Source organism: Mesorhizobium sp. M1E.F.Ca.ET.063.01.1.1 (assembly GCF_003998155.1).
Classification (GTDB): domain Bacteria; phylum Pseudomonadota; class Alphaproteobacteria; order Rhizobiales; family Rhizobiaceae; genus Mesorhizobium.
The window spans coordinates 1-902 of record NZ_RZSC01001308.1 but is presented as its reverse complement, the minus strand read 5'-3'; the positions used below and the strand labels follow the sequence as shown (position 1 = coordinate 902).

Below are 902 nucleotides of genomic sequence, written 5' to 3'. Positions count from 1 at the left end.
TCGCGTGCAGGCTCGTGCTCATCGAGATCCCAATCGAGATCATCGGCGGCGGCCTGATGGCCGGTGTGGCCCGCCCGCTGCGGTGCCGAAGCGGGTTCCTTGGCGACTGGCATCGGGGCGGCTGCAATGGGGGCGGCCGGAGCCGGAGCGGCCGGAATGGGCCGCGCGGTCATGGCGCCGAGCAACGCGTTGAGTTCGTCTTCCAGGCTCCGCTCGCTGCTGGTCGCAGCCGGCTTGGCCGGCTCGACTGCGGCGACCGGCGGAACCGGCGCCGATACGGCCGCAGCAGGCTCGGCGAATGACGGCTCAGCCGCGGCGGCTGGCTCGACAGCGGGAACTTCCGGCTCCTCGGCAAGAGCATCACCGAAGTTGAGTTCGAAATCGTCTTCGATGACCTGATCGGCTGCGGCCTCGTGATCGGCGACGGGTTCAGGATCGACGGCGGGGGCCTCCGCCTCCTCGGCAAGAGCGTCACGGAAGCTGAGCTCGAAATCGTCTTCGACGACCTGATCCGCAGATGCTTCGTGGTCGCCAACAGGCTCGTAATCGGCGACGGGTTCGGGATCGGCTGCGAAATGCGCAACTTCCGCAGGCGCCTCGGCGGCCTCCAGCTGCTCGTCCTCGACAGCCGTCGGCTGCTCGTCCTCGACAGACTGCGGCCGCTCGTCATCGACCGACAGCTCCTGTTCCAGGATCAGCTCCTGCGGCTGATCGAAACCCAAATCGACGTCGGACATTACCTGATCGAATTCGGCCTGATCTACCTGGCTGTCGAAATCTTCGTCGGCGATCGATTGCTCGGCAGCGGCGTGAGCTTCCACCGGCTGAACATCGGCGGCCCCGGGGTGCTGCTCGATCTCGCGGTCGTCGAACGCCAGTTCGTCCTCGAGCGACATCTGCAC

General features: G+C 66.6%; 1 pseudogene. It reads right to left on the bottom strand.

The features are described 5' to 3' along the window. Nucleotides 1-896, bottom strand: a pseudogene (locus EOA29_RS41905) (hypothetical protein); the annotation flags it as partial. Between the last annotated feature and the right edge of the window lie 6 nt (nucleotides 897-902).